Raw genomic sequence first — 22,015 nt, 5'->3', positions numbered from 1 at the left:
GATTCTAGCGCTCGCTGATTGGCGGCACTGGCACTGTAGTCTCAGGTCCTACGTACTTAGTTAGTGGACGGTAGAGGCGGCTGTCTTGCAGCTGCTCGAGAACCTGTGCGGTCCAGCCTGACATACGCGCAATCGCGAAGATCGGTGTGAAGAGGTCAGTCGGGATACCAAGTGAGTAATACACAGTAGCGGAATAGAAATCTACGTTTGCATTAAGCCCCTTGCGCTCGCGCATGATGGTTGCAATGCGCTCAGACATGTTGATCCACTTAGACTCACCAAGTTCTTCAGTAAGCTTGATCGCCATTTTCTGAAGGTGTGGAGCACGTGGATCGAGCACCTTGTACACACGGTGACCAATACCCATGATCTTCTTCTTGTTCACGAGACAATCTTCAACGAAAGCATCTACTGCATCTTCGCTGCCGATTTCTTCAAGCATCTTGATCACGCCCTCATTCGCACCACCGTGAAGTGGCCCCTTGAGAGTACCGATCGCAGATGTCATCGCTGAGTAGAGATCAGAAAGAGTTGCGATAGTCACACGTGCTGAGAATGTAGATGCATTCATGCCGTGGTCGGCGTGGAGAATGTATCCAATATCAAGTGTGCGAGCTTCAGCATCAGATGGAACTTCTCCATTGATGAGGTAAAGGAAATGCGCTGCTTCTGAAAGGTCCGTGCGCACTGCAGGAAGTTCTTTGCCCTGACGAGCAAGGTGATAGTAAGCCACGATCACAGGAGTCTTTGCTACCAGTGAAAGAGCAACCTCACGGTTCACTGCGTGGTTTGGCTCACCAATCGCTGCACGCTTATCAAAAATACCAAGCATGGAAACTGCCGTACGAAGCACATCCATTGGAGTCGCGTCATTTGGCAGAGTCTTGAGGAAAGCAATCACCTGCTCAGGGAGCTCACGGTCGTTGCGAAGTTTTGTTTCAAATGCAGCTAGCTCTTCAACCTTAGGAAGACGGCCGTTATGAAGAAGAAACGTGACTTCTTCAAAGCTGCAGTTCTCTACAAGATCATCAATGCTGTATCCGAGGTAGGACAACTTACCTGCGAGACCTTCAACCTTTGACAAGGCTGACTCATTCGCTACTACTCCTTCTAAACCTTTTGCGTAATCGCTCATAACTATTCTGGTGAAAATTTTTCAACCTGACTACAAAACGAGTCGGCTGACGCGAAAGAGAAGAACATAGCAGCAGCTAGATTCAAGAGCGAATACATCAGATTCCGAAAGATTCTACATCCGCCGCATGAATATTATTCAAAGAACTGTTTACTGTGCCTAATATACTCGCCATCGAAACCAGCGTTCCTGCTGCTAGCATTGCCCTAACAATCGGCAATTCGCCCTCTATCTGCAGAGACTTCGTCAGTCACAGACAGCAAAACCAACTACTCTTCCCCCCTCTCCAAGAACTACTAGAGTTCATCCCAGAGGGAGAGAAGCTTGACCTCATCCTGATAGGTACAGGTCCCGGCTCCTACTCAGGCTCCAGAATCTCCATTGCTGCAGCCCAAGGCATGGCGGCCGCACATTCATGTGATGTCATTGGCCTCTCCTCCTTTCTAGCCACAGATACATTTCTTAATGATGGAGACGCAGTTGCAGTTGGCGATGCGAGACGTGGCGCCTATTTTATAGCAGAGGTACCAAAGAGCCGTCTGCCACTCGAACCTAAGCTGATGGATCGTGCAGCATTCGACTCTCAGCTAGTAAACGAAACTCGTTCCATTTTCACCCTCGAGCCTAACATGCAATTCGCTGACGGCTCCGCTATACTGTTAGAAGTCCCAACGGCTGAAAAACATATTCAAGCATGGCAAGCTCTCAGCTCTGAAGATCAGGCCAAGCTACGTAACACTCCACCAGCTCCCACCTACCTCCGTGCGCCGTTCATCACTAAAGCTAAACCTGGCCACCCTCTGCTGCGGGGGAAAGTAAAGGAGCGCTAAACCTCTTCGTTAAATCCTTCATCTTTTGGTAAGTTCTCACCCTCAGTGCTGCCAAAAGCCAGTTCATCACAGCGTTCGTTCATTGGATTTCCAGCATGCCCTTTGACCCACGACCACGTCATTTGGTGAGAACTCGATGCCTTATCTAATCTCTGCCATAGATCGGGATTTTTCAATGGCTTATTGGGTCCTCGCGACCAGGCTTTCTTTTTCCAGCCATGGATCCAACCAAGCCGCATCGCATCGATCACGTATTTTGAATCTGAAATAAGCTCAACAGCACACGGTTTCTTCAACGCTTCCAATGCCACAATGGCCGCCATCAACTCCATTCGGTTATTCGTCGTCTTAGCAAAACCTCCTGACAGTTCTTTCTTATGGCTACCTGCTATCAAGATAGCACCATAGCCTCCAGGGCCTGGATTCCCACGTGATGATCCATCGGTATAAATGGTGACGCTCTGCATTATGCTGCACGTCTAACCTCCACACTTGAAACTTCCAACCGGAAACTTCACTCTCCCCCACATGCGCATCGACATTCTCACGCTCTTTCCAGAAATAGCACTCGCTCCACTCAGTGAGAGCATCATTAAGCGTGCGCGTGAAAAAGACCTAGTCGACATCCATGCCCACAATATCCGCGACTGGACGACAGATAAACACCGTAAGACAGATGAGTACCTTTGCGGTGGTGGCCAAGGCATGCTACTCAAACCCGAGCCTATTTTTGCCGCTATCGAAGAGCTCCAAACAGAACACAGCAAAGTCATTCTAATGACACCCCAAGGAAAGCAGTTCAAGCAAGCTACCGCACGCACCCTGTCCACTGCTCAGCATCTCATCATCCTTTGTGGTCACTACGAAGGCGTAGACCATCGCGTCATCGAAACCCTCGTCGATGAAGAAATCTCTATTGGGGATTACGTACTCACAAATGGCGCCATTGCTGCGGCAGTCGTCACGGATGCTATTGTTCGCCTCATCCCCGGAGCTCTCGGCGATGAGAGATCTCACCAAGAAGAATCTTTCTCAGACCCAAGTATGTTAGAAGCTCCATCTTATACCAAGCCGAACACCTTCCGCGACATGTCTGTCCCAGAAGTACTTCTCTCTGGGAACCATAAGAAAATCGATGCTTGGAAAAAACAAAAAGCCCTCGAGCGCACACAACAAAATCGCCCTGATTTATTAGAGAGCTAGCAGTCACGGCTGCCAGTTCAACCTGAATAATCCGCAGAGATTCTATCCCCCCCTTTCGAGATTTTCGTATATTTCGTGGCCTCACATCCCAATAGAGCGCTTTAATTCACCAAGAATTTCACAAAGCTACAAAAGGCCCAAGTCAGCATCGCTACCACAATAAAAGTCCCAAGCCACATCACAGCTTGCATTCCACCCGAGCGTTTATAGTTCACAACGGTCTCTTCACCATCGTCCCCCTCATCGCGTAATTTCTTAATGAGACTAAAAGCGGTGTCATAGTCCTCATCATTACTCACCCATAATTCTGGATAAACTTGGGTAAATGGCACCTCACCAGCTGCCAGTTGAGCATACTCATTCTTGACCAAAGTCTGAATACCATCCTCCTCTAAAACCGTACGGTAGTACCCCACCATTGTCATATCCTGATCCTCGTAGACTTTTCGCATCGCACTAGTAGTAACTAAAAATCACAGGAGGAACAATAATCTTCACATTAGGCACACCAGCATTCTCCATGCTAGCAATACTACTCACGACAGCGTCCTCAAACTCAAGGGTGAGCTTCTCGGTTTCCTCATAAATCAGATGCGAAAACTTGCGGTAGATTTGCCCAGTACCTGGATCCACCGTAGTCGTATACATTTTTCGCTCACGCCCCTTCGAGTACTCCCACTTCCCAGTCATCCCATCTTTAGTCTGCTTACTCTCTTTTTTTGTGGGATCACCGATAGCCTGAACGACCTCGTCACTAGTCATCCCTATAGCGACTTCACTATTTGCTATGAGCTCTCTTATCTGCATTTCACGCTCATAATGCTTCCTCAAATTTTCGATAAATTTAGGATCCTTCGAAGCTAAGTTCTTTGGTGAGAGCCAGCCAGTCACTAAGCTATGTGTTGCCTGACCTTTCACTTTGTAACCCTTATCTGTCATAGCAAGAAGCTGTAACTTGGTATCCACCGGATACACACCTAGTCTCCGTCCTCCATTTTTAGTCGCGTACACAGTAGCTGGTTGGACAACTAACAGCTCCATTTTTTCACCTTCTAAGCTAACGACATCAGGGTCCTTATCTAAGTTATAGGCTGAGACATTGCTCACAAAAATGAGTAGGAATAGCAGATAAATCCTCATCAGTCTACTATGTCCTATATATGACACCCCGACAAACCCGATCTTCTGACTTCGCAAAATAGGGATCAATACAAAAAAATATCGCTCGTTCCGCTAATTTCTGAGAAACCTACTCCCAGTAAGCCCCTCGCTCATTTCACACATTCTCAGAATCATGGTAGGACCACTTTCCAAAAAACTATTCGCTAAAGCTAAGACAGTCATCCCAGGCGGCGTCAACTCGCCCGTCCGAGCATTTAAAAATGTCGATGGCGACCCTTTCTTCGTGCGTCGCGCTGCAGGCAGCCGCATCACTGATGTTGATGACAAAACATACATCGACTACATCGGCACCTGGGGCCCTGCTATTCTAGGCCACGCGCCGATCGTCATCACCCAGACCATTCACGAAGTCGCTAAAGACGGCGTATCCTTCGGCGCTCCATGCCCTTGGGAGGTCCAGATGGCGCAGAAAATCGTCGACTGGGTTCCTTCAGTCGAAAAAGTCCGTATGACCAACTCTGGCACCGAAGCCACCATGTCAGCCATCCGTCTCGCACGCGGATACACTGGCCGGGATAAAGTGATCAAGTTCGATGGCTGCTACCACGGTCACGTCGACCACCTTCTTGTAGCTGCTGGCTCAGGAGCCCTCACTCACGGCGAACCGGATTCTGCCGGCATCCCAAAAGCATTCACAGAACAGACCATCGTTCTCCCGTATAACAACTTTGAAGCAATCCAAACGGTCTTTGATCAGATTGGCGACCAGATTGCCGCCATCATTCTCGAACCATTCCCAGCGAATGCTGGTCTCGTCTTCCCGCGCGAAGGCTACCTCCAGTTCCTCCGAGACATCACTAAAAAGCACGGAACTGTGCTCATTTTTGATGAAGTCATGACCGGCTTCCGTGTCGCTAAAGGCGGCGTGCAGGAACTCGTTGGCATCACACCTGACCTCACGTGCATGGGCAAGGTCATCGGTGGCGGCCTCCCCGTAGGAGCCTTCGGAGGACGCGCTGACATCATGGACTGCGTAGCTCCCATAGGGCCAGTCTACCAAGCTGGTACGCTCTCCGGTAACCCACTCGCAATGGCAGCCGGCCTAGCCCAGCTCAACGCGCTCGAAGAATCCAATGGCTACGCTCAGCTCGAAGTCAAAGGAGCACAGCTTGAAAGCGGCATCCGCGGCTTACTGAAAGACCGTGGACTCGACTTCACCTTCCACCGCGTTGGTTCCATGTTCTGCCTATTCTTCACTGACAAAGAAATTTGGAATGTCGATGACGTCAAAGGTGCTGACATGGAAGCATTCAAGCGCTTCTTCTGGGCATTGTTAGATGACGGTGTTTACATCGCACCAAGCCCTTATGAAACGGGCTTCATCTCCCTCGCTCACAGCGCTGGCGATATCGATGACACTCTCGATGCCATGGCCAAAGCAATGAAGGCGATCTAATTTTCTCAGCCAGAAATTTAACATTGTAAGGCGGGACAATTCCCGCCTTACTGCGTCCCATCCAAGCGGTGAGTAGAAAAAAGACTTCCTCCTTTTTCCTCACCCCTTTTCCCTCCCGAGCTCAGCTCGGGTCAAAGGTCCCATGGTGTAATGGATAACACATCGGTTTCCGAAGCCGAGGATTCGAGTTCGATTCTCGATGGGGCTACCACTTGTTAGCAAGCTGAGAACATCCTCATTGAGGTTGTGCTTTAAGTAAGTTTCACCCCACTAACAGCTGCTTCCACTGTTCAGCAATTGCTGGCCACGTCCACTCGGTTTTCGCTACGCGCTCGCGTCCGGACCCTCCCATCATTTCTCGATAATCACGGTCGCTATACAATCGCTCTAGCGCGTCTGCGACTCCAGCTGGAGAGACCGCGGCCATCTCCAAGGGGGAATAATGCGGTACCTCGTAGATAGTAGGAGCAACAAGTTCTGCCGCTCCTTTCCAGATTTCAGAACAGGCACTGTGGTCTGGCACCACTTGTGGTTTTCCGGCCGCAGCATGCTCACAGGAGACCAAGCCCCAGCCTTCCCCTGACGAAGTGTTTAAGCCCACATCGCATGCATTGTAGAGTCGATTGAGTTCGGCATCGCTCAGAGGCGCGTCACCACACGAGAGTGGGTTCCACAGAATTCTCTCCAGAATTCCTAAGTCAGTGGCCAGAGCTCGAAGCTTTTCCTGCACTTGCGCGCTGCTCTTGGCATGATGCAAGCAGAGCATGACGTTGGCCGGCTTCCCCTCAGCAAACAGAGCAAAACCTTCTAAAGTGATGTCTAACCGCTTACGCACATCGGGCCTGCTAGCATTCAATATGATAAAAGCCTGCTCAGGATCTTCGATCTTAGGAAAGGCCTCCCTTTTCAACGACTGCTGCTCGGCATGGTTTGCAGACAAGGGATAGAACTGGCTCATGTCCACGCCGTGTGCAATCACGTGCACTTCTGGCACCCGCTCCCCCTCCGTAGCCACAGCGGTCATGGCATGCGCCACATCATCCGATGCTCGCTGAGTGTAGGTCACTACCAGATCAGCCTTCAGCAGAGGAGCCGCTAGAGACGCCTCTTTAATCCTTCCATCGAGTGGGAAATACACCACAGTCCGAAACCGCTGATGCTCGGGTTTCAGGATTCTAAAATAGTACTCAAACATCCAAATGTCGTGCAGGATGAACACCACCTCTGGATCCACGCTTGCGATCAATGCCTCGGCCGCAAAGACGCCATACATATCACTCCCATCCGAGTCGCAGGGATAGAGTGACCAATCACCATCAAGCCGAGGCCCATGGTACCCAATGCCAACCTGGTGGATTTCAAAATGGGATGTCAGAGGACGTAGCACCTCATGGAGGACACGTGTAAAACCCGTGCCCTCTGAGGCCCATCCCAGCACAACCATGCGGGGCAAACTCATAATAATTTAATCACTGAGGGATGTAGGAGTCCACATGCTAGTTCCATTCTCTAAATCGATATCTCTTAGCTCTACGGTCAATAGAGCGGAGGCTCCGTAGGTGGTATCCACTTCTTCGAAACCAACCGCTGGCCCCATACCTGAAGAACTAAATAAAGTATTTACCATGCAGTAACTCATTCCACCATAGGACCCACAACCAAACTGAGTCGCAATATTGATCATGCGTCTCAATCCACGACCTGCACCATATTTGTCCAAAAACTTGAATAGCTCACCCTGTGGAGTGTGAAGCATGCTCAAATAAACCGACGCCACAACCAAGATATACTTATCATCGAGGTAAGGCAGAATTTCAGGTGGAACTGTCGTGTTATCATCATGAACAATCGATAGAGCTAATGCTAATGTGCTGCGATCTATCACGGCAAACCATAGTCCCGATTTCGGTGAAGGTGGAGCATTATGGGTAATTGCTGAAGCGCCCTCCCCAATAATAAAAAGTGCTGGAGATTGGACACCGTAGGCTTGGCTCCTTACAGAGAAAGCCGCAGGTGAGGCGAGATTGGCATTTGGAGTTGTCATGGTTTTTTATATTTCAGTTTTATCTATAGTGAAAAAGAAGAACACCCTATGGAGCTCCCCAAAATCACACGAACGACTAACATTAAATACGTTAGTTCACCACTAAACACTAACAGAATTAACATGGAAGAAAAATTTAACGCTCTAGCTGTAATAGCAAGGAACTAATAACCAACCTTATAGAACTTAAAACTCTCACCATTTCCCTACTCGCCATTTAGGTAGACGTGAGAGAAAATCCTCCCCCACTTTCCCTATTGCTCAGCGCAGTGAATCTACCACCCTTTTAGATTCTCACTGATAGGGATGAACCTACGCTGTGCTGTCTTTACATAATCAACTTTGATTTCAATGTGGCCATCTATCAGATCAACTTCTGACCATTTTAGCCTTTCAATTTCTGAACGTCGTGCTCCAGCAAAAAATGAAAAGGCACGAGTTCGATTCTCGATGGGGCTACCACTTGTTTACCCGCTTACTTTTTACCTGCCTCGCTGTGATAAGAAGGCGTGAAGTCACTGTTATAGAACCTCCCTTTGGAAACTTCGGCTAAATTTTCCAAATTCCTATCATAGAGGTTCGAAGGCACTGATTTACCACCAATCACTTCACCTTCGCCATCTAAGATTAACACAGCGTAGCCAGAGTATTTAGCTCCACGGCTAGTCTCTTTAGTACCGTCCACATAGCTAAAACTAGTAGAGTTCATCTCAAACTCCTTGCTTTCACGTGACTCTAGGCTCGGCAACCCTTTCTTCTGTATATCGAGTATAAAGTAGTTACCACTCTTAGCCTGTGAACGCCCGATGGATATAACTTTCATCTGAGCGGCAGCTGAAGGAATATTGTTCGCGCCGTTCGAGACAGTAACTGTGAGCTGTAAAGTATTCATCACCGGCTGAGATTTATTGTTCTTATTCGAATTTTTAGCGTTATTGCCTGTATTCGTAGCCTTTGGTTTCTCTGTATCTTTACTCACTTTCACACTCACATCGAAGTCCCGGGAAAGTCCACCACCAGCATTTTTCCACTCTGTGATAAGAGCCTTTGATTCATCGCTTAATGAGGTCAGAGGAATATTTACCACCTTACGAGAACTTGAAAGTAGTCTCACCTTAATATCGCTCTCCGTGAAAGAAATCAAATCCACAGTAACTGCCTTCCCATCAGAATTGGTTAAATCCACTTTCTTTGCATGCGCTCTCGTTCCACCCAAGAATAGGCTAAGGCAAGCTACCGTAGGTGCTAGTAAATTTTTCATACACAATATTATACAATATCGATCCCTTAATGAGGACACCACCCCCTCTAATCTCCAACTTTTATTTTCTACACTTAGTCTAAAATCACCGCAGAAACGCTCCCCGCTTAATAGCAAATCAAGATCAACAAAGGCTAGCCAGCGACATAACAGATTGTTGCTTCATGACCGCTATAGACCTTCTAAAACCACTAAAGGGGGAAACACTTTCAAGCTCCTAAAACTCGTCCTCCTGACGCAGACTATACTCTTGCATCGATCTATCATAATAGCCTCGCGCCTTCAGCTTCAGCAAATCTAGGCCATGTTTTTCTAAAGTAGAAGGGACAGTTTTAATCGCTAAAAGCGCCCCTTTACCATCGTGCACTAAGACTGCATAACCGTGATAACGTGAGCCGTACTTAGCGTATCCCCTGTCATCGTAGTCGATACGTACGTCTGAGAACTTCACCAACAACTCCTCTAAAGACTCAATCTCTCCAATGCTTTTAGTTTCATTTAAGAAGACATAATACGCTCTAGAATCCGTCACACTCTTACCAAAAAGCAAAAGAGTTACCTGCTGCTTGCCTGTTTTCAACCTATAATCCGTATTCTTTAGTGTCGCCTCCGGAGTCAATTTGAGAGTTCGATCGTCATAATCCTCGTTTTTTGAATGAGCTGACACCTTACCTGACTTGAAACTAATCTCGTAATCCGCAGACAAGCCTCCCCCTTTAGTCTTCCAAGCCTTAATCTTTTTAACACTGGCAGCGCTTAAGCTCTTAAGCGGAAGTGTAAATTCTTGGCCTCTCGAATCGGCTACTTTGACCGTCACATTCTTACTATCGGCAGCTATCAAATAGGCTTTTAGAGATTTCCCTGACTTATTCGTGAGCGTGACGGGCTCCTCCGCCGAAAGAACCGGCAACATAAAAAACAAACACACAACACACTGAAAAAAAGTTTTCACGTGGGAGAAACTAATAGTCTATTCAAACTCCTAACAATTACAAAATTGTGCAATTTCCACACCCACACATAAGTCTTTGCTACACAACACGCAGACCTGATCACATCAATTCTCACACACCCTACTAGCTTAACCTAGACTAATTGTCGCCCCCTTAGAACTGAATGTTTTAGGACGAATCTGCTGAAAATTTAAAATCTTATGAGCCGATCCGTTTTTTCAGCTTTGACCTTCGTCTAAAAGTTGCCTAGTTTCCCGCCCCCGTGCCGAGCGACTAACGCTGTCGCGCATGAGCAACGACCCAATTTATTGAACCAATTTCGTCATGAACATCACAGTAGAAAAGAACACATGCACTGCAACAGTGAACGTTGAAGTGCCAGCTGACAAGGTAGCTTCCGAGCGCAAGAATATTGTTAACGCATACGTAGGCCAAGCGAACATTCCAGGTTTCCGCAAGGGCAAAGCTCCTGTGAAGGTTGTCGAAAAGCGTTTCGCAACTGAAATCAACGAGGAACTCACTAACCGCCTTGTTCAAGAAGGTTGCCAGTCTGCAATCAAGCAAGAAGAACTCAAGGTTCTCAACGTACAAGCTCCACAAGCTCCAGTTTTCAAAGAAGACGGCGCATTCACATTCGAAACATCTGTGATGCTTGCTCCTGAATTTGAACTCCCTGAATACATGGGTCTCGAAATCGAAGTTCCTTCCGCAGAAGTTACTGACGAAGACGTAGACAATAGCCTCGCTGAACTCCAGCAACGTTTCGCAGACTTCAAAGAAGTCACTGACCGCGCACTCGAAGACGGTGACTTCGCCGTGATTGATTTCACAGCAGCACTCGACGGCAAGCCTGTAGCTGAAGTAATCGGCAAGCCAGCTGGTTTCCTCGAAGGCCGTGAAGGTCACTGGGTGAAGATAGAGGAAGACTCATTCCTCCCTAAATTTGGCCCTGAACTCAAAGGTCTCAATGTTGGCGATAGCAAAGACGTCACAGTAACTATCGGTGAAGACTTCCCGATCTCTGATGTCCGTGGTGCGGAGATCGTATTCTCTGTAACAATCAAAGAAATCAAGCTTCAGGAACTTCCTGAACTCAATGATGAATTCGCCGGCAAGCTTCTTCCTGAAAAAGGTATCGACGAGCTCAAGGAAGTGATCAAAGAGCAACTCAGTCAGGAAAAGACACGTGCATCTGAAGACGCTAAGGTCAACCAAATCGTTGAACAGCTCAACAACGCTGTTGACTTCGACCTTCCTGAAGAACTCGTAGCAGCTGAAACTCAAGGCAACATCCAAGGCATGGCGCAGCGCGCAATGCAGCAAGGCATGACCCAGGAGATGCTCGCATCACAAGCTGAAGAGCTTGAAGAAAATGCAGCTAAACAAGCGCGCATCAATCTTAAGACTAACTTCCTTCTCCAGGAGATCGCTCTCAAAGAAGGCATCAAGGTTGAAGACCAAGACGTGCTTCAGCGCATCTACCAAATGGCTCAGCAGGAGAACAAAGCTCCTAAGAAGTACATCAAGGAACTCCAGAAAGCGAACGCGATCCAGAATGTTAGAAACTCCGTCCTCATCGGCAAGGCTATTGACTTTTTGGTAGAGAACGCAAAGGTAACAGGAGCAACTGCTACTGAAGAAAAAACCGATGCTTAATCAATATAGCCAAAACTCAAATCCTATGGCCCCGCAGGCCAATTACTACCCGATCCCTACAGTCATCGAATCAGATGGCCGTGGTGAACGCGGGTACGACATTTACTCACGCCTGCTTAAGGACCGCATTATCTTCATTGGTACTGCGATCGATGACCACGTAGCAAACGCAGTCATCGCGCAGCTCCTGTTCTTGCAAATGCAAGATCCGAAGAAGGACATCCACGTCTACATCAACTCACCTGGTGGCTCCGTCACCGCTGGTCTTGCGATGTATGACACCATGCAGTTCCTTACCTGCGATGTGAACACCTACTGTATCGGAATCTGCGCCTCCATGGGCTCAGTACTCCTCACAGCTGGTACTAAAGGAAAGCGCTTCTGCCTACCTAACTCACACGTCATGATCCACCAGGTTTCTGGCGGAGCTCAGGGCACAGCATCTGATGTCGAACGCACAGTAGAATTCATGTACGGTCTCAAGTCCCGCCTCAACGGCATTCTTGCTAAGCACACTGGCAAAACTGCCAAGCAGCTAGAAAAAGACGCAGACCGTGACAACTACATGTCCGCAGAAGAAGCCGTGAAATACGGCCTCGTCGACAAAGTACTCGAAATCAGCAACACGCCTGACAAGAAGTAGACCACGTCACTTACCTTTTAAAATCCCGCTCAGCTTCACCGCTAGCGGGATTTTTTGTTTTTACTAAATTAAGCTTTGCGAGAACGATGAAAACAGCAACCGCCAAGACCAAGGAGAACCATTATTGAACTACTAGGCTCTGGCACACTAACCACTTCACTAATCATTACATTTGAGAAAGATGGATTATCTGTACCAGCCTGCGGTGACGAACTCTGATCTAAATTTAAAGTATACTGACCAGCATCCAAATTAAACGTTTGGGAAAAGCTTCCTGAACTAATCACTTCCATACTCCCACCAGCAATACTATCTCCTGTGAATATCAACCCAGAATTACCAACAAGATCCAGTGATGTAGTACTCCAATACAACTCACTGAAGAGTAGGACAACTTCTATCTCAGCCCCCTCAGTCAGAGTAAAAGTTATCTGAGTTTCAGCTCCTGAATCAGAAGTGGACCCAAACGCGTTGGCTGAATTAAAGTCAATATCTGTGCGCAACTGTACAGAAGTATCTGAAATAACTACATCAACCTCGGCTAAGGGATCTAATTTATCTTCTACCCCAGGGAAAACCTCATTTAAGTAAGGAGCATACGCATTATGTTCATAGAGACCGCTAGCTGGAGAATTGACGACTAAGTCAGCTGGCTCATCTAGCACATCAGAGCCAGTAGTGGGAGTGGATCTAGCATAAACTGAAGATTGGATCTCATTTACTGTTATACTCGCAAAAGTTAAGCCTGAGCTTAAGAGAGCTACACCACCGACATAAAACACACATTTGTTAAGAGTCATTGCATTCAATTACAATCTATCAGATCTTAAGTCCAACGCTAAAGAATCTATTATTCACAATAATTCGCATCCTCTCACTGACGCTAATACTCCTTGCAGCACCATACAAATGGGTGCAAACTCTATACACAATCGATAGAGTGCACTCCTCGCTAAATTTCATTCAATATTTAATACTCAACACTTAACACTCTCAGAAATTCTCCGAAGTTTTTGAGCCCATATCATGGCACGTTCTACTAATCTCACTCTCTGTTCATTCTGTGGTAAAAGCCACTCAGAGGTGAAAAAACTCATCGCAGGTCCTGGCGTCTACATTTGTGACGAATGTATCGACGTCTGCTCCACCATTCTCCAAAAAGAGCTCAACGGCGTCACCAAGTACGCAAACTCGCCGACCGACATCAATGCTCCTCAGACACCTGCTCCGGATGTGCTGACACCAGCCCAGATCTGCGCTCGTCTCGACGAGTACATCATCGGCCAAGAACATGCGAAGAAAACTCTCTCCGTGGCGGTGTACAATCACTACCAGCGTCTCCGCCAGCACGATCACCCACACGACCCAGAGCTCGAAGGTGTAGAGATCGAGAAGTCAAACATCCTCATGCTCGGGCCCACTGGCTCAGGCAAGACCCTCCTCGCACGCACGCTTGCACGCGTGCTCGATGTTCCATTTTCTATTGTAGATGCCACCACGCTCACTGAAGCGGGTTATGTCGGTGAAGATGTTGAAAACATCATCCTTCGCCTCCTGCAGTCTGCCGATGGCGATGTCGAACGCGCCCAACGCGGAATTATCTATGTCGACGAAATCGATAAGATTGGCCGCAAGACAGAAAATGTTTCCATCACCCGAGACGTCTCCGGTGAAGGTGTTCAGCAAGCCCTCCTTAAGATTCTCGAAGGCACAGTCTGTAACGTACCACCACAAGGTGGCCGCAAGCACCCACAACAAGAGTACATTCAGGTAAATACTGAGAAGATTCTCTTCGTCGTTGGTGGTGCATTCGTTGGAATGGAAGACCTTGTCCGCAACCGCCTAGGCAAGCGCACTCTCGGCTTCAAGGTGTCTGAAGAAGACGCCACTGATAAAGAAGACCGTGACCTTCTCACCAAGGTTTTACCGGAAGACCTCCTCCACTTCGGACTCATCCCTGAATTCATCGGCCGTCTCCCAGTCTTTTCAGCGCTTCGTAAACTGGATGAGGCTGAACTCGTCAAAATCCTCACTGAGCCGAAAAACGCCATGGTCAAGCAGTACCAAAAGCTGCTGAGCATGAACGACGTCAAACTCGAAATCACCGAGGACGGACTCACCGCACTCGCTGAAGAAGCGGTTCGCCGCGGCACGGGCGCTCGCGCACTCCGCTCTATCGTAGAAGGACTCATGCTCGACGTCATGTACGACGTCCCAAGCCGTGAAGACATCGAAAGTGTCACTATCACTCGCGAAGTCGTAGAAGGCAAAAAAGAGCCAATCCTCAAAAAGAAAAAGAGCAGCGCGGCCTAAGCCCAGTAGCTCCTAATAATTTAAATTAACAACACCCGCTCAGTTCGCTGTGCGGGTGTTTTGTTATTGAGTGATTACGAACGCCTTCTACGAAGGAAAAAAGCTGAGCATCCTATCACTAATAGGGCTGAAGACGATGGCTCGGGGACAGCCGTTACCGACAAACCAAAACTTATACCTGGCAAGAAAATGTCATCATTATTAGTATCCACATTCTCAATCTCCATTGTCGCTGTATCCGCTGCAGTGAAACTAGTTCCTGTGAAGTTCACACCATTCACATCATAATCATAGCTTACTGAATTAGTAACAGTACCTCCAGTAAAGCCATCAAAAACAGCAGTCCCTGAAGCTCCACTCGAAAGCACAAAGGGAGAGGCTGGCAAGATCATACTATAAGTAAGCACCTCTCCATTTGATAAACGAGGATTTCCCACACCTACATAACCTGAACCATTTGAGTTTACTATTCCAGAAGTAGCAGTGGCAACAAGGGTGAAAGAAAATGAATCATCAATAGTGTCCCCATCAAAATCATCAGTGAGAGTGTAGATTGCTGAGTGTGAAGCGGCATTGTTATCAGCTTTACTGTCATAGGTAAAAGCACCTGCACTTACCGCACCGGCCTGTGCGTAGCGGATACCAGAGAAATCATAGGCCATGGTTGCAGCATGAGTTAGTGCTGCACTTCCGATCAAAAAGATGAAGGGTGAGAGATATTTCATAAGTGTTTAAATATGAGGTACATTCATAGCAAATATTCCAAGCTTAGGTCAAGATGAAACATTATGTCACAGCAGGAAAGTCAGCTTATACCCTCGCGCGGCAGAGTAAGATACTCAGCAGCTCCACAGGACAACGTTGCCACTTTAAAAATCGCTTCGTTAGCGTGATGTCCCAAATGTGCACTCACCAGAATGCACATAGAATGAGACTGAACTAAAGTCCTAAGCGCGCAGCTGTCTTCGCCTTAAACTTACCCGGTGGCTTTGGAAGCTTCGGATAATACGTTTTAACGAAGCTCTTAAGCTGTTTCTGCATCGCCTCCACCACTTCTGGCTTTTGCTGTGCAAGATTCGTTGTTTCGCCTAGGTCTTCAGAAATGTCGTACAGTTCATCCTCATCCCCAGTGAAGAACATCAGGTATTTCATGCCCGTTTTCTCGTCGAACATCGCAGCATTAGCGCGCTGCCCCCAGTGAGGTCGGCTGTCAGGAAAGTACCAATAAAACTTCCGAGGCTCTAGATCATTCCCAGCGAACACCGGAAGCAAGGACGTGCCATCAGTCGGATGGTCCGCAGGGATTTCCTGCTCCGTTCCATCCATCACTGTATTGAACACATCGCCGATAAAAATAGGCTTCGTGTATTCGGACCCAGGCGTGATGTGACCATTCCAAACCATAAAGGCCGGCACACGCACCCCTGCTTCATAGGTAGAATTCTTACCACCATTGAGCGGCGCACAAGGCACATCATCAGTGGTCGAACCATTATCAGAAAAGAAGACAATCAAGGTGTTCTCGTACTCACCAATCTCTTTCAACTTGGCGACCATTCGCCCCACCGACTCGTCGAGCGACTCGATCATCGCAGCATAGAGCGCATTGGTCTCACTGCTCAGTAATTTTGAGCCAGTCTTAGGGTCGACTCGAAACGTTTTTTTGATCCCCAACTCAGCGATCTTCTTTTCATATTTTGCAATGACATCAGCCTTCGCCTCCTTTTGATTGTGCACCGTGTAATACCAGAAATTGAGGTAGAATGGTTTTTCAGCGTCACGCTGATCCAGCAACTTGAAAGCTTCGTTGGTCAATCGATCTGTGAGGTACTCCCCTTCTTTACCTCCTTCTTTTAGCATGGGCACACTAGTGCGCTTCGGGCTCTTTCCATTCGGCATCCAGTTGTATGGCCAGAAATAGGAGCCTGGCCCCCACGCTGTCCAACCGCCGATGTTCACATCGAAACCGAGATTCGTCGGCATCGTCTTCTGCCTCTCGTTACCGATATGCCATTTGCCTACATGCCAAGTCTGATAGCCTGCTTGCTTCAGATAATGGGGTAAAATTTTCTGCTCCTTTGGCAGAGTGTGATGGTGATTCCACATGCCGAGTTTCAAGCAGTGTTGGCCCGTAAGTGCAGTAGCCCGTGCTGGTGAACAAATCGCTGCCGATGTGTACGCCTGAGGGAAACGAATCCCCTCAGCGCAAAGCTTATCAATATTTGGCGTCTCATAAAGCTCCGCACCAAAACATCCTAGATCCTTCCAGCCAAGATCATCGACTAAGAAAAACACTACATTCGGCTGCTTACTTTCTGCGCTCACCTGCCCTACTAGCCCAATGGCTAACAGACACTTTAAAACCCATTTCATTCTCATCATCATTTACTTTTGTCAGTTTTGTTCATCCCATCCAAAGGCATGCCGCGATACTCGAGCATCGCCTGCATCATGGTTTCCATTCTCTCAGGCTGCTGCGCCGCGAGATCATGCATTTCACTTCGATCCTTCTCGAGGTTATAGAGCTCAAATTTCTTATTATTGGTGGTCACTATCTTCCACGGGTATTCGATATAAGCAGTCGAGTCTCGATAGTAGAAATGCATTGGACGTCTCAGATCAGCTTCACCACCTTTTAGAATTGATGCAAAAGAGACTCCGCGCATTGACTTAATAGTCCTCCCCTCAAATTTCGCTGGATAGGCAACCCCAGTGAGGTCTAACACCGTTGGCATCACATCCATCACCATGATCGGTTCTGAACTGAGCGTACCTGCCCCTTTAATCACTGACGGGGCATTCACAATGAAAGGCACGGAAAGCCCGCCTTCGTGACAAAAATTCTTCCACTTACGCAGCGGCGTATTGCTGTAATTCGTCCACGCTGGGCCGACTTGCCAATGCGTTTCTTTCGAGCCAAATGCCGCCTTGCTATCGTACTTTCTACCAAAGCGAGAACCTTTATGTCCCGGCCACATCCCCTTGCCGCCCTCAGGACAGCCACCATTGTCGGATGAAAAGAAGATCACCGTATTCTCGCGCACTCCCATCTTATCTAACTGTTCAAGAACGCGGCCAATATTTTGATCCACATTGTCAATCATCGCACAGTAACCTGCCATCACACGATCGTAGAACTCCTTCTTTTCATGACTGAGTTTTTTCCATTCGCTGTTCATCTTGGCGAGGTCAGCGGAAAGTTTCATTCCTTCAGGTACCAGCCCAAGTTCCTGCATTCTTGCGAAACGCTTCGGACGCAAGGCGGATGGACCTTCCATAAATTTCCCCACATACTTCTCAATATCCTTCTCTTTGGCCTGAATGGGATAATGCGGTGCGTGATAAGCGAGATGCAGGAAGAAAGGTTTTCCCTCTTCATGCTCTTGGAGAAACTTGAGTGCGAAGTCCGTGTGCACATCCGTCTTGTAAAACGGCTCATTGGTGTTCCACGGTTTCCCATCGAGCAAGGTCTGCTTCAGAGTGTGATCCCAGTAATTCCCACCATCTTCATTGCCGAAGCTCCGCTCGAACCCACGCTCTGGAACGATGGAGAAATTATCCATCACCGCCCCGTGCGTTTTGCCGACAAAGTAGGTGCTATACCCAGCTGGCTGCAGCGCCTCCCCTAGAGTAATTCCATCCTCTACAGTTCGCACTGGCGGAGAATCCATCCCCGTCATGATTGCATCCCGTGTGGGAAAGCACTTCGGGTACGTCCGGTAATTGGTAAAAAGAATCCCACCTTTAGCCAGACTGTCGATGTGAGGAGTTTCGATCTCCCCCCCCATACACATCAAATCCGAATACCCCATATCATCGACCATGATGTTGATGACGTTTGGGCGCTCAGCTGCACTCAATAAACTGAGTAGGCCCAAATAGAGCACGCTGACGATTCGGATTCTTCTCATAGTTTTTACTTAGATGACTTTGGTGTCGTTTCGGAGATCCACTTCTCAAGCTTCTTATCCATCTCGCTCACCCTTTCTGGATACTGATCGGACAAGTCCATTTTTTCACCTATGTCATCAGAAAGCTTGTATAGTTCGTACGGCTTTCCTTCGCTAAATTTGATCAATTTCCAACCATCGATCTGGATCGCCGAAGACGGCTTATGGCCATTCCCGTGGATATGTGGGTAGGTCCACGCTAGGAAACGTCCATCTACAGCCTTATCAGAATTTCCAGCTAACACTTTCTTAAGAGAAACCCCATCGAGGTGCTGCTCTGGTTTCAGCGGCAAACCACAGAGATCTAACAACGTAGGATACACATCCATTGTAATAATCTCTTGATTACTCTCCACCGGCGAGATCTTACCCTGCCAGCTCATAATCGTTGGAATTCTAATCCCACCTTCGTAGGTCCAAGCTTTCCCTGAACGCAGCGGAGCATTACTTGTTGGACCGCCAGTTTGCTTACGGTGTGCAAGCCCCCCATTATCCGAACTAAATACCACAATAGTATTCTCGAGCATTCCTTTTGACTCTATATGCTCCATCACGCGACCGATATTCGTATCCAGGTTCTCCATCATCGCCGCATAGGCTGGATCTTCCTGGCGAGCGGTCGACATCGTACCGTATTTGTCTTCGAGCAACTTAGGCTTTGCCCCACCATACATTTTTTCCTTCTTTGTCTGATACTTCTTCACCAAGTCCTCAGGAGCCTGAATCGGCGTATGGACCGCGTAGTGCGAAAGACAGAGGAAAAATGGCTCTTCACTTTTTGTATCAATAAAATCAATTGCTAGATCAGTAAGAGCATCCGTTAGGTAATCCCCCTTCTTGTAGTTTCCTAGATCAGGCACACTCGAGCCACCTTTCCTCTTACCAAATGGATAGAAGAAAGACGCAGGCTGACCCGCGCGATTCACCGCTGCGGTGTAGCCAAACCCTTGAAACTGTGGCTGCACATCATCAGATTTACCTAGGTGCCATTTCCCAATATAGCCCGTTCTATAACCAGCCTCTTGGAATGCCTCACCAATGGTTACTTCTGTTAAAGGGAGGGCAATCTTACTTCCAGTCGGTATCCACTGAGTGATCCCCACCCGCTGCGGAGCTTTCCCCGTCATCAAAGCTGCACGCGTCGGCGAGCACACCGGGTTCGCAGCATAGGAGTTTTTAAAGTTCGCCCCAGTCTTAGCCAGCGCATCGATATTTGGTGTCTCATGAAATGTAGAACCATTCGCCCCGATGTCAGCCCAGCCAAGGTCATCGATAAAAAAGATCAGAACGTTAGGCCGTGTACTTTGAGCAATAGCACTCGAGCTAACAGCCAGTGTACTTAGAGTGAGAATAGAAAGAAATAATCTACGCATTTTAGTTGGTGTGGTGAATAAGAAAAAGCCCGACGCTTGCCGAGCTTTGTGAATTACTTTCGTAAAAATAAGATTAGCGTCAAGCTATAAGGACTAGCGACGGCGACGCATTACTGAGCAAAGGCCGAGCAATCCCAACATTACTGAAGTAGATGGCTCTGGGAGGGCTGCAATACTGGCTTCGTCAAAGCTCGTTTGCTGATTACCACTAGTCCGCTTGGTGATGAACTGAACTGCAAGCTGCTTACCAAAGGCATCATCAGATGCCAAAATAGTTCCATTCACAGTAAAATCAGTATAGGCACATTGACTCCAAATACTCAAAACGAGTATCCAGCAGCCATCAGGCCTTACTCAAACTCTACTTCAATCGTATCTAGAATTGGCTTGGAATCATTCTCAGTGACATCAATGAGCCGTACTTTGACCTGGAAACCATAGCCATCAGGTAATTCGCTAAGGTCGAGCTGCGCAGGTGTCTTAGCTACTTGCTTGGCAAAGCCGTCCACGTAGTCGTAACTTTCTTTGACCTTGGACCAATCCGTCCATTCATCGATTAACTTGTCATTATCTGTATCCACTCCCACACGTACCTCGACTCCATCGACCCATGGCCCTGGACTCACGAAGTCATCCGTTTGAGAGATCAAATAGAACTGGCCTTGCGCAAACATTATGTCGGGATCTGGGTGCCCTTTTCCTATAGAACCACAGAAAGTAAACGGTTCATTGATACTTGAGGAAGTGAACCACGCAGTCTTCATATTCTTCGCCCCATGTGCTCCAGCCGGGTCATAGTCACCAAAGAGATAGTACTGGCCACCAATAGCAATCGCAGCCCAATCACCGTAAGCGTCTTGCTCCGGTTCATGAATCTCATATTCAGCTTCATTGGTCGGGTAATTCTTTGGATCATCCTTCTTCCAATGCGGATGATTATACGTTCCCTTTTCACCTGTCGGCTCAGTACGATAGTCGACAGCTGGATCTAACAGTTTGAAATCACTAATGCCGTCATCACTCACAGCATGACTAGCAAGAGGAGAATCCCATGAGCGACTAGATGCTTTGATCGGGTCCCAATTCTCAAGAATGAGGTGAAATTTACCATCGAGATCTCGAATGATCGCACTGTCAGACCCATGGGAAGGATCTTTGAAAGCCATCCCCATTTTCACCCCCATTTCCCCGTCGGTTAGATCTTCATCTATAATCAAATGCGGATCTTGGTCATTTGGGAAATCATAGTAGAAATACGTCTTATCACCCACTTGCTCTGCCGTAGTCATCCAACGCGCGTCTTTGTCAGAAACAGGTCCATGGTGCACCCAGTTCTTCATGTCACGCGTTTGCCAAGCATGGTAACCACCAAGTGATGGTTTCAGACCACCTGGGGCATTATATTGATTCTTATAAGCCGTAGTTTGCAGAGGTGTCTCATATCCCTCCAGATTTACTTCTTTTGGCTCAAAAGCCTTCTCCCCTTTCTTACTCGCTCCTTTGTAACGAGCAAACACCCAGTAATCGTTCGCACCACGACGTAGAAAAACGGGGGCATCAGCCATATTTTTAGGCCCTAAATCTGCAATAGGATTCCAGTTCTGCCAAATCGGCGACTGGCTAATAGTTACCGAACTTGCCTTTCTTTTATCAGAGAACACTTTGAGAGCGCTGGTGAACGTACCTTCAGCTGCAGTCAGCTTTGCAATCCCGCCTTTGAGCTCAATGTTTGTCCCCTCAGTTTTGTTTAACTCCCAATCTGCTTGATTATCAATCACCCAACTCTCCCCACATACCATGAGAGGAGAAGCCAATACTGCTGTGAAAAACGTGCGTCGTAAATATTTCATATGTGTAGTTTTTAGAGCTATAGTGAGCAAACTTAGTGGATTAGTGAACCCTAGACGATCATAAATCGTAAATGTGAGGATCCCACTAAGCGATTCCTTAGATCCCCCTTATACGTCCGAGAGGTCGGCATCTTTCAATACGGACATCGGTAGATTCACTCTCGCCCCCCCCTTGGAAACATTCTACTTCATATCAAAAATAATCTGAACGCCTCGAAATAGCTTC

The 22,015-nt window shown here is 47.7% G+C and carries 21 protein-coding genes and 1 tRNA gene; 7 read left to right on the top strand and 15 right to left on the bottom strand.

Annotated elements, in window-relative coordinates; translation table 11 throughout:
- Nucleotides 1-4 precede the first annotated feature (4 nt).
- Complete coding sequence (locus ACSHX2_RS00915) at nt 5-1,135, bottom strand: citrate/2-methylcitrate synthase (protein WP_435689672.1); 1,131 nt, start codon at nt 1,133-1,135, stop codon at nt 5-7.
- Between the two features lie 155 nt (nt 1,136-1,290).
- Here ACSHX2_RS00915 and tsaB point away from each other — a divergent pair, with 155 nt between their 5' ends.
- Nucleotides 1,291-1,965 (top strand): tRNA (adenosine(37)-N6)-threonylcarbamoyltransferase complex dimerization subunit type 1 TsaB, encoded by a 675-nt coding sequence (gene tsaB, locus ACSHX2_RS00910; RefSeq protein ID WP_435689670.1) that lies wholly within the window; start codon nt 1,291-1,293, stop codon nt 1,963-1,965.
- Here the strand turns inward: tsaB and rnhA are convergent.
- Entirely contained in the window at nt 1,962-2,432 is a 471-nt protein-coding gene (rnhA, locus tag ACSHX2_RS00905; RefSeq protein ID WP_435689668.1) for a ribonuclease HI, read from the bottom strand. The genes tsaB and rnhA overlap by 4 nt on opposite strands.
- Nucleotides 2,433-2,457: 25 nt before the next feature.
- On the opposite strand from rnhA, the gene trmD reads away from it, so the two are divergent.
- Nucleotides 2,458-3,168: a tRNA (guanosine(37)-N1)-methyltransferase TrmD gene (gene trmD, locus ACSHX2_RS00900; RefSeq protein WP_435689666.1), complete on the top strand. Its 711-nt coding sequence runs from the start codon at nt 2,458-2,460 to the stop codon at nt 3,166-3,168.
- Nucleotides 3,169-3,269: 101 nt separating this feature from the next.
- Here trmD and ACSHX2_RS00895 read toward each other — a convergent pair whose 3' ends face one another.
- Together ACSHX2_RS00895 and ACSHX2_RS00890 are read right to left on the bottom strand one after the other, a co-directional pair.
- A complete protein-coding gene (locus ACSHX2_RS00895; protein ID WP_435689664.1) occupies nt 3,270-3,620 on the bottom strand; it encodes a DUF2007 domain-containing protein in 351 nt (116 codons plus the stop codon).
- A gap of 4 nt (nt 3,621-3,624) precedes the next feature.
- Nucleotides 3,625-4,308, bottom strand: a complete 684-nt coding sequence (locus ACSHX2_RS00890) for a hypothetical protein (RefSeq protein WP_435689662.1) — start codon at nt 4,306-4,308, stop codon at nt 3,625-3,627.
- Between the two features lie 154 nt (nt 4,309-4,462).
- On the opposite strand from ACSHX2_RS00890, the gene hemL reads away from it, so the two are divergent.
- Both hemL and ACSHX2_RS00880 read left to right on the top strand, forming a co-directional pair.
- A complete protein-coding gene (gene hemL, locus ACSHX2_RS00885) occupies nt 4,463-5,746 on the top strand; it encodes a glutamate-1-semialdehyde 2,1-aminomutase (protein WP_435689660.1) in 1,284 nt (427 codons plus the stop codon).
- A gap of 136 nt (nt 5,747-5,882) precedes the next feature.
- Nucleotides 5,883-5,957, top strand: a tRNA-Arg gene (locus ACSHX2_RS00880).
- A gap of 51 nt (nt 5,958-6,008) precedes the next feature.
- Here ACSHX2_RS00880 and ACSHX2_RS00875 read toward each other — a convergent pair.
- The 4 genes from ACSHX2_RS00875 to ACSHX2_RS00860 all read right to left on the bottom strand — a co-directional run bounded on the left by ACSHX2_RS00875 (nt 6,009) and on the right by ACSHX2_RS00860 (nt 10,003).
- Nucleotides 6,009-7,205: a glycosyltransferase family protein gene (locus tag ACSHX2_RS00875; RefSeq protein ID WP_435689658.1), complete on the bottom strand. Its 1,197-nt coding sequence runs from the start codon at nt 7,203-7,205 to the stop codon at nt 6,009-6,011.
- 6 nt (nt 7,206-7,211) lie between these two features.
- A complete protein-coding gene (locus ACSHX2_RS00870) occupies nt 7,212-7,790 on the bottom strand; it encodes a hypothetical protein (RefSeq protein WP_435689656.1) in 579 nt (192 codons plus the stop codon).
- Nucleotides 7,791-8,265: 475 nt separating this feature from the next.
- A complete protein-coding gene (locus ACSHX2_RS00865) occupies nt 8,266-9,051 on the bottom strand; it encodes a hypothetical protein (protein ID WP_435689654.1) in 786 nt (261 codons plus the stop codon).
- A 217-nt stretch (nt 9,052-9,268) separates the two neighbouring features.
- Nucleotides 9,269-10,003 carry a hypothetical protein gene (locus ACSHX2_RS00860; protein ID WP_435689652.1) on the bottom strand — a complete coding sequence of 245 codons (735 nt, stop codon included), beginning with the start codon at nt 10,001-10,003 and terminating at the stop codon, nt 9,269-9,271.
- Nucleotides 10,004-10,328: 325 nt separating this feature from the next.
- Here ACSHX2_RS00860 and tig point away from each other — a divergent pair, with 325 nt between their 5' ends.
- Both tig and ACSHX2_RS00850 read left to right on the top strand, forming a co-directional pair.
- Entirely contained in the window at nt 10,329-11,660 is a 1,332-nt protein-coding gene (gene tig, locus ACSHX2_RS00855) for a trigger factor (RefSeq protein WP_435689651.1), read from the top strand.
- Nucleotides 11,632-12,303, top strand: coding sequence for an ATP-dependent Clp protease proteolytic subunit (locus tag ACSHX2_RS00850; RefSeq protein ID WP_435690217.1), 672 nt, complete (start codon nt 11,632-11,634; stop codon nt 12,301-12,303). The genes tig and ACSHX2_RS00850 overlap by 29 nt, the downstream gene beginning before the upstream one ends.
- A gap of 68 nt (nt 12,304-12,371) precedes the next feature.
- Here the strand turns inward: ACSHX2_RS00850 and ACSHX2_RS00845 are convergent, their stop codons facing one another.
- Nucleotides 12,372-13,103 carry a PEP-CTERM sorting domain-containing protein gene (locus ACSHX2_RS00845; RefSeq protein WP_435689649.1) on the bottom strand — a complete coding sequence of 244 codons (732 nt, stop codon included), beginning with the start codon at nt 13,101-13,103 and terminating at the stop codon, nt 12,372-12,374.
- A gap of 226 nt (nt 13,104-13,329) precedes the next feature.
- On the opposite strand from ACSHX2_RS00845, the gene clpX reads away from it, so the two are divergent.
- On the top strand, nt 13,330-14,616 hold the full coding sequence (gene clpX / locus ACSHX2_RS00840) for an ATP-dependent Clp protease ATP-binding subunit ClpX (protein ID WP_435689647.1): 1,287 nt from the start codon (nt 13,330-13,332) through the stop codon (nt 14,614-14,616).
- 74 nt (nt 14,617-14,690) lie between these two features.
- Here clpX and ACSHX2_RS00835 read toward each other — a convergent pair whose 3' ends face one another.
- From ACSHX2_RS00835 to ACSHX2_RS00810, 6 genes are all read right to left on the bottom strand, one after another.
- Entirely contained in the window at nt 14,691-15,341 is a 651-nt protein-coding gene (locus ACSHX2_RS00835) for a PEP-CTERM sorting domain-containing protein (RefSeq protein WP_435689645.1), read from the bottom strand.
- A gap of 214 nt (nt 15,342-15,555) precedes the next feature.
- Nucleotides 15,556-16,989: a sulfatase gene (locus ACSHX2_RS00830; protein WP_435689643.1), complete on the bottom strand. Its 1,434-nt coding sequence runs from the start codon at nt 16,987-16,989 to the stop codon at nt 15,556-15,558.
- Nucleotides 16,990-16,997: 8 nt separating this feature from the next.
- On the bottom strand, nt 16,998-18,527 hold the full coding sequence (locus tag ACSHX2_RS00825; RefSeq protein WP_435689641.1) for a sulfatase-like hydrolase/transferase: 1,530 nt from the start codon (nt 18,525-18,527) through the stop codon (nt 16,998-17,000).
- A gap of 5 nt (nt 18,528-18,532) precedes the next feature.
- Entirely contained in the window at nt 18,533-19,939 is a 1,407-nt protein-coding gene (locus ACSHX2_RS00820) for a sulfatase (protein WP_435689639.1), read from the bottom strand.
- A 93-nt stretch (nt 19,940-20,032) separates the two neighbouring features.
- A complete protein-coding gene (locus tag ACSHX2_RS00815) occupies nt 20,033-20,224 on the bottom strand; it encodes a PEP-CTERM sorting domain-containing protein (RefSeq protein ID WP_435689637.1) in 192 nt (63 codons plus the stop codon).
- Nucleotides 20,225-20,289: 65 nt separating this feature from the next.
- Complete coding sequence (locus tag ACSHX2_RS00810; RefSeq protein ID WP_435689635.1) at nt 20,290-21,789, bottom strand: hypothetical protein; 1,500 nt, start codon at nt 21,787-21,789, stop codon at nt 20,290-20,292.
- Nucleotides 21,790-22,015 lie beyond the last annotated feature (226 nt).

Origin of the sequence: Rubritalea sp. (assembly GCF_051252225.1) — a bacterium.
GTDB lineage: Bacteria > Verrucomicrobiota > Verrucomicrobiia > Verrucomicrobiales > Akkermansiaceae > Rubritalea.
The sequence above is the reverse complement of the archived record's forward strand: the minus strand, read 5'-3'. Positions and strand labels throughout refer to the sequence as shown.

What these genes read in the sequence shown, in the direction of transcription:
- clpX (WP_435689647.1), top strand. Translation starts at nt 13,330, where the DNA reads ATGGCACGTTCTACTAATCTCACTCTCTGTTCATTCTGTGGTAAAAGC.
- ACSHX2_RS00890 (WP_435689662.1), bottom strand. Translation starts at nt 4,308, where the DNA reads ATGAGGATTTATCTGCTATTCCTACTCATTTTTGTGAGCAATGTCTCA.
- hemL (WP_435689660.1), top strand. Translation starts at nt 4,463, where the DNA reads ATGGTAGGACCACTTTCCAAAAAACTATTCGCTAAAGCTAAGACAGTC.
- ACSHX2_RS00830 (WP_435689643.1), bottom strand. Translation starts at nt 16,989, where the DNA reads ATGAAATGGGTTTTAAAGTGTCTGTTAGCCATTGGGCTAGTAGGGCAG.
- ACSHX2_RS00825 (WP_435689641.1), bottom strand. Translation starts at nt 18,527, where the DNA reads ATGAGAAGAATCCGAATCGTCAGCGTGCTCTATTTGGGCCTACTCAGT.
- ACSHX2_RS00915 (WP_435689672.1), bottom strand. Translation starts at nt 1,135, where the DNA reads ATGAGCGATTACGCAAAAGGTTTAGAAGGAGTAGTAGCGAATGAGTCA.
- ACSHX2_RS00895 (WP_435689664.1), bottom strand. Translation starts at nt 3,620, where the DNA reads ATGCGAAAAGTCTACGAGGATCAGGATATGACAATGGTGGGGTACTAC.
- ACSHX2_RS00835 (WP_435689645.1), bottom strand. Translation starts at nt 15,341, where the DNA reads ATGAAATATCTCTCACCCTTCATCTTTTTGATCGGAAGTGCAGCACTA.
- ACSHX2_RS00810 (WP_435689635.1), bottom strand. Translation starts at nt 21,789, where the DNA reads ATGAAATATTTACGACGCACGTTTTTCACAGCAGTATTGGCTTCTCCT.
- ACSHX2_RS00865 (WP_435689654.1), bottom strand. Translation starts at nt 9,051, where the DNA reads ATGAAAAATTTACTAGCACCTACGGTAGCTTGCCTTAGCCTATTCTTG.
- ACSHX2_RS00845 (WP_435689649.1), bottom strand. Translation starts at nt 13,103, where the DNA reads ATGACTCTTAACAAATGTGTGTTTTATGTCGGTGGTGTAGCTCTCTTA.
- rnhA (WP_435689668.1), bottom strand. Translation starts at nt 2,432, where the DNA reads ATGCAGAGCGTCACCATTTATACCGATGGATCATCACGTGGGAATCCA.
- ACSHX2_RS00820 (WP_435689639.1), bottom strand. Translation starts at nt 19,939, where the DNA reads ATGCGTAGATTATTTCTTTCTATTCTCACTCTAAGTACACTGGCTGTT.
- ACSHX2_RS00870 (WP_435689656.1), bottom strand. Translation starts at nt 7,790, where the DNA reads ATGACAACTCCAAATGCCAATCTCGCCTCACCTGCGGCTTTCTCTGTA.
- tig (WP_435689651.1), top strand. Translation starts at nt 10,329, where the DNA reads ATGAACATCACAGTAGAAAAGAACACATGCACTGCAACAGTGAACGTT.
- ACSHX2_RS00875 (WP_435689658.1), bottom strand. Translation starts at nt 7,205, where the DNA reads ATGAGTTTGCCCCGCATGGTTGTGCTGGGATGGGCCTCAGAGGGCACG.